Origin of the sequence: Streptomyces sp. WAC05292 (genome assembly GCF_003949955.1) — a bacterium.
Taxonomy (GTDB): Bacteria; Actinomycetota; Actinomycetes; order Streptomycetales; family Streptomycetaceae; genus Streptomyces; species Streptomyces globosus.
In genome coordinates this window covers 1-5,214 of sequence record NZ_RPSE01000425.1, presented here as the reverse complement: position 1 = coordinate 5,214, position 5,214 = coordinate 1, and the positions used below count along the sequence as shown (strand labels likewise).

Below are 5,214 nucleotides of genomic sequence, written 5' to 3'. Positions count from 1 at the left end.
CCCCGGGGGCGGGTGCGGGGGCGCCGCGCCCGACCGGTTCCAGGTAGGCGTCCACCGCCCGGTGCAGCGGGCTCGGCACGGCGGAGCCGCCGCCTGCTCCGAGGACGACGGCCACGACGGTCCCGGCGACGGCCAGGGGAAGCCCCACCGCGAGGGCCACCGTCCATCCGCCCGCCCCTGCTCCTGCGCGCACTGCCCCTCCTCCCCCGGCGCCGCGGCGCCGGCCCTCGGAACCGGTCGGGCCGGCTCCGTCGGAGGGGAGGACGCGGGCCCGCGCGAGACCGTTCCGCGCCCCGGCAAGGGCTTTCAGCGGTCAGCGGTGTCGGACGCGGGCGGACCGGGCAGGCCTGATGGCGGCGCTCCTCCGCGGGCCGCCGCCGTCACTGCGGTTCCCCCTCCGCCGCCCGGACGAGGCGCGCGTACGCGAGCTGCATCGCGTCCGCCGCGGCGACGGCGGCGAGCGTTCGCTCCGCCGCCCCGGTCGCGTGCGGCCACAGTGCCCGGGCGCCGGTCAGGGTGGTGGCCACCCACACCCCGAGGCAGAACGGGCAGCTCAGCAGCGAGCCGGCGACGCGCCGGCCGGCCTTGGGGGTCTCGTTCAGCTCGGCCGGGGCTCCGGGGCCGTCGACGACGGTGAACGGCGCCCGCAGCGGACGGGTGATCTTCGCTTTGGTGATGAGGCGGCTCAGGCGGAACGTGGCCGCACCGGTCAGCAGCACTCCCGAGGCCCGTCCCGGTGCGGCGTCGGGGCTGCCGTGCCGCTCCGCCACCCGCGCCCACGCGGCCGCGTAGAGGCCGAAGGCGGCCAGGGCGGCCAGGTGGAGGTGTTCCGCATCGTCCCGTGCCGTGGTCGTCGATTCGGTCATGCGTTGCGCCTGCCCGCGCGGCGGCCGGCGCGTTCTCCCGGCCGGGGCCGGGACGCCGCATGATGGAGGCATGCGTACCCGGCCCGTGCTCGTGTACGACGGCGACTGCGGCTTCTGCACGACCTCGGCGCGGTTCACCGAGCGGTACGTGCGGCCCCGCTGCGAGGTCGTCCCCTGGCAGTCCGCGGATCTCGACGCCCTCGGCGTGGGCCGGGACCGCGCCGCGTACGAGGTGCTGTGGGTGGCCCCGTCGGGGGCGGTGCACGGCGGCGCCCGGGCCGTCGCGAAGGCGCTGCTGAGCGCGGGCGGCGCGTGGCCGGTGCTCGGCGGCGTGCTCGGGCTGCCCGGGGTGCGGCGGGCCGCGGACGGGGTGTACCGGCTCGTCGCGGCCAACCGGTACCGGCTGCCGGGAGGGACGGCGGCCTGCGCCGTCCCCCGCGATCGGCAGGGCTCCCCCGCGGCAGGCCGGGCGGCTGGTCGGCAGGCCCTCTGGCGCAATGCTTTTGGGAGCGCTCTCAGAACGGTCGTCCGGCGTTTATCCTGTTCCGCGTCGGACAGCGGCGCGGCGTCGGCCGCGGATGGAGTCAGGAGTGCCTGCCGTGCCGGAGCAGACCACGGGGTCGTCCCGCCCCACGCTGGAAGCCGTCGCCGCACGGGCCGGCGTCTCCCGGGCCACGGCCTCACGGGTCGTCAACGGCGGGGCGGGAGTGCGGCTCCCGCTGGCCGAGAAGGTCCGCGAGGCGGTCCGGGAACTGGGCTACGTCCCCAACCACGCGGCGCGCTCGCTGGTCACCCGGAGGCACGGAGCGGTCGCCGTCATCATCGCGGAGCCCGAGTTCCGGATCTTCTCCGACCCGTTCTTCGAGAAGCAGGTGCGCGGGATCAGCCGGGAGCTGACCGCCCACGACACCCAGCTGGTGCTGCTGTGGGTGGAGGGCCACGGCGACCACGAGCGCATCTCGCGCTACCTGGACGGCGGGCACGTGGACGGGGCGCTGGCGTTCTCACTGCACACCGCCGACCGGCTGCCCGCGCTGATCGCCCGGAGCAGGGTCCCCGTCGTGTTCGGGGGGCGCCCGGTGTCGGGTTCGGAGCCGGCCGTGCCGTTCGTCGACTGCGACAACCGGGGCGGGGCGCGGGAGGCCGTCCGGTACCTGGTGTCGCTCGGGCGGGAGACCATCGGCCACATCGCCGGGCCGTGCACGCAGACGTCCGCGCTCGACAGGGTCGCCGGCTACCGGGACGTACTCGTCGACGCCGATCCGGCGCTGGTGTGCCAGGGCGACTTCACCCGGGAGAGCGGGGCCCGCGCGATGGCCGAGCTGCTGGAGCGGCGGCCGGACGTGGACGCCGTGTTCGCCGCGAACGACCTGATGGCGGCGGGGGCGCTGCGGATCCTGCGCGAGCGCGGGATCCGGGTGCCGGAGGACGTGGCGGTGGTGGGGTTCGACGACATGGACGCGGTGGTGCGGGCCACGGAACCGGCACTGACCACGGTGCGCCAGGACATCGAGGGGATGGGCCGGCTGATGGTCCGGCTGCTGATGCGGGTACTGGACGGTGCGGCGGACGCGGCCTCGGCCTCCGTCATCACGCCGACGGGGCTGGTGCGTCGCGAATCGGCGTGACGGCGCGGTGACGGCGGCGTGCGAGCGGCGGCACGGCGGCGGCGGGTGCGGGGAGGCCCCCCGCACCCGCCGCCGTGCCGCTGCCGGTGTGTGTCAGTCGTACGGGATGACGACGGCGGCCGTGTCGGTGCCCGTCTGCAGTCGGGAGTCGGCGTTGCCGATGGCGCTCCAGACCTCCAGGCGGACCGTTCCGCCGCGCAGGTCGCCGAGCGTTCCGGTGGCCGACTTCAGGCCGCGGGCCTGCCGGTACTCCTCCCAGCCGGCGACCGGGTCGGTGGCGAAGTAGTGGTAGGTCTCCGTCCGGTCGAAGGTGCCGTCGCCGGTGAGGTCGTACGAGATCCGGGCCTGCTGGCCGAGTCCGACCGCGGTGCCGGCGTCCACGGGCAGCAGGAACGCGGTGGCCGCGCCCGTGCGGAGCGTGCCGTTCACTCCCCGGGCCTCGTAGACGAGCGGCCGGTACGGGGTGCCGTCGTGGTTGGCGCCGCCGGCCGACGGGATGGTGTCGCTGCTTGCCGTGCCGCCGCCTGCGGTGGTGAGGACGCCGCCGGAGCGGAGCCGGAACGTGTTGCCGGTCGGGGGCTCCGGGTCGGGGCCGGGGTCCGTCCCCGTGCCGGTGCCGGATGCGGTGGAGCGGGCCGGCACGGTGAGGGTCATGCCGTCGGAGAAGGTGACGGTGCGGGCGGTGGCGCCGTGGTTGTGGGCCGCGTAGGTGCGGGTGCCGTTCCGGTTGAAGACCGCCGAGGTGGGGATGGAGCCGGTCACGGAGGGGTCGGGGGCGCCGAGTGCGTCCAGGGTGGCGATCCAGTGCTGGGTGTGCGCCTTGGACTCGCCCGCCTCGGGGGTGTAGCCCGCATTGCCGGCGTCCCACTTCGCCTTCGCCGCGGCCGGGTCGGCGAGCGCCTGGAACTCCCAGAGGATGTCGCGCCATTCGACGGCGGGGCCGCCGTTCTCCCGCTCCATCTCGGCGATGTTGCGGCGGATCGCCTGCCGGTGCCCGCCGAGGTGGAGGGAGCCGCCGGTCACGGGGAGGACGTTGATGCCGTGGATCTCCTCCGGGTTGGCGGTCCACCAGGTGGCGTACGCCGCGCCGCTGCCCCACACCATGCCGGCGGTGTCGTGGCCGAAGGAGGACGGGAAGACCTGCCCGTCGGCGTCGAACCAGTACTGGGCGATCGCCTCGCCCTCGGTGGCCAGCAGGTAGGAGCCGAGGTCGCGCAGGCCGGTGTCCCCGGTGGCCGAGCCCCAGAGCACGAGGGCGGCGCTGAGGTTGGTGGACTCGGAGGAGGACTCCTGGTTGTTGCCGGCGGCGAAGCCCTGGTGCCCTGAGGCCCAGCTGTGGCCGGCGTACACGTCGAAGCCGCGCAGGAACGGGAAGGCGGTGTCGGTGCGGGAGGGGTTGGCGGTGTCGCGGATCAGGGTCTTGACCATGCCGCCCCAGGCCGAGTCGGCGGCCCAGCCGGGGTCGTACTGGGCGGTGATCGCGGCCGCGTACACGTAGTAGCCGTAGTGGAAGTGGTGGTCGTTGAGCTCGGTGTCGCTGCCGTAGGAGGCCGGGTAGCCGGTCAGCGTGCGCCACGTGCGGTCGTAGGAGAACTCCCCGGCGCCGCCGGCGGTGAACCACTCCTGCAGGCGCCCCTTGAGCAGGCCGAGGAGCCGGTCGCGGACGGCGGTCTCGCCGATCTGGTCGGCGATCGGGACCAGTTGGGCCAGTCTGCCGAGCGCCTTGCCGGTCCAGTACGTGTCCACCGCGCCGGAGAACGGGTCGGGCGCGTTCGCCGCCTCCTGCAGGCGGGCGCGGAGCGCGGCGGTGTCGGCCGCGCTCGTGCGCGGCAGGGCCGGCAGCACGGGGGCCGCCTTCTGGACGGTGGTGAACGAGGCGCTCTCGCGGACCTTCATGGTGCCGCGCGGCGAGATGTACGTGTACGGGGTGAGCGGGTCGGCGGTGTGCAGCCACTGGTGCCGGTAGAGGGCCTGGAGGGTGCCGCGCTCGGTGCCCTCCTTGGCCTCGGTGGAGAGCGTGTACGTGGCGCGGACGGTGCCGCCGGAGGTGCTCCAGTCGACGCGGGAGCCGGTGACGAAGCTGAAGGCGTACTTGCGGTAGGTCGCGAGCGCGTCCGGTGAGGGCAGGACGGCGACGGAGAAGTAGTCGCGGCCGCCGAGGGAGGCGCTGATCGCGGTCCCGGAGACGTTCCAGTCGGCGCCGGTCGGCGCGAAGAGGGCGTAGTGGTGCCCGGCGACGGTGATGCCGAGGACGTTGCCCTGGTCGGCGAAGACGGCCGGGGCGGACGCGGTGGTGATCCGGGCGTCGCCGCCGGAGCCCCGGGCGTACACGAACGGGCTGCCGTGGCCGATGGTGGTGCGCAGGGTGCGGGCGCCGTCGGACCAGTAGGGGGTGACCGTCCAGTCGGACCAGGCGTCGGCCTTGGTGTCGGGCGAGTTCAGGCCGGCGAGGCCGATGGTCAGGTCGCGCTTGTGGGCGAACTCGTACTGGCGGCCGTCGCCGACGACGGCGGGGCTGGTGGGGTAGCCGACGTCCAGTCCGCCGGCGGCCGCCTGGTAGGTGAGGGGGTGGCCGTACATGGGGGTGGAGTACGGGTTGTCGCCGTAGCGCTGGAAGGCGAGGGAGGACCACCAGTCGTTCGTGGGGACGGGCCTGCCCTGGGCCGCGGGGGTCACCTTGGGGGTGACGGGCGTGCCGGTGTTGGTCGTGGGGCCGGAGG

General features: G+C 75.1%; 3 protein-coding genes and 2 pseudogenes. 2 read left to right on the top strand and 3 right to left on the bottom strand.

Features of this window, described 5'->3' with window-relative positions; translation table 11 throughout:
* Positions 1–193: pseudogene (locus EF903_RS28400) on the bottom strand (hypothetical protein); the annotation flags it as partial.
* A 187-nt stretch (positions 194–380) separates the two neighbouring features.
* Positions 381–866, bottom strand: coding sequence for a DUF1360 domain-containing protein (locus tag EF903_RS28395; protein ID WP_125547879.1), 486 nt, complete (start codon positions 864–866; stop codon positions 381–383).
* Positions 867–936: 70 nt separating this feature from the next.
* Here EF903_RS28395 and EF903_RS28390 point away from each other — a divergent pair.
* Together EF903_RS28390 and EF903_RS28385 are read left to right on the top strand one after the other, a co-directional pair.
* Positions 937–1,314: pseudogene (locus EF903_RS28390) on the top strand (thiol-disulfide oxidoreductase DCC family protein); the annotation flags it as partial.
* A gap of 130 nt (positions 1,315–1,444) precedes the next feature.
* Positions 1,445–2,494, top strand: coding sequence for a LacI family DNA-binding transcriptional regulator (locus EF903_RS28385; RefSeq protein WP_125547878.1), 1,050 nt, complete (start codon positions 1,445–1,447; stop codon positions 2,492–2,494).
* A 93-nt stretch (positions 2,495–2,587) separates the two neighbouring features.
* On the opposite strand, the gene EF903_RS28380 is transcribed toward EF903_RS28385, so the two are convergent.
* Positions 2,588–5,214, bottom strand: a 2,627-nt coding sequence (locus tag EF903_RS28380) for a glycosyl hydrolase (protein ID WP_260616044.1), incomplete at its 5' end; no start/stop codon positions are given.

Coding starts and splice junctions, on each gene's coding strand:
- EF903_RS28395 (WP_125547879.1), bottom strand. CDS start 866: ATGACCGAATCGACGACCACGGCACGGGACGATGCGGAACACCTCCAC.
- EF903_RS28385 (WP_125547878.1), top strand. CDS start 1,445: ATGGAGTCAGGAGTGCCTGCCGTGCCGGAGCAGACCACGGGGTCGTCC.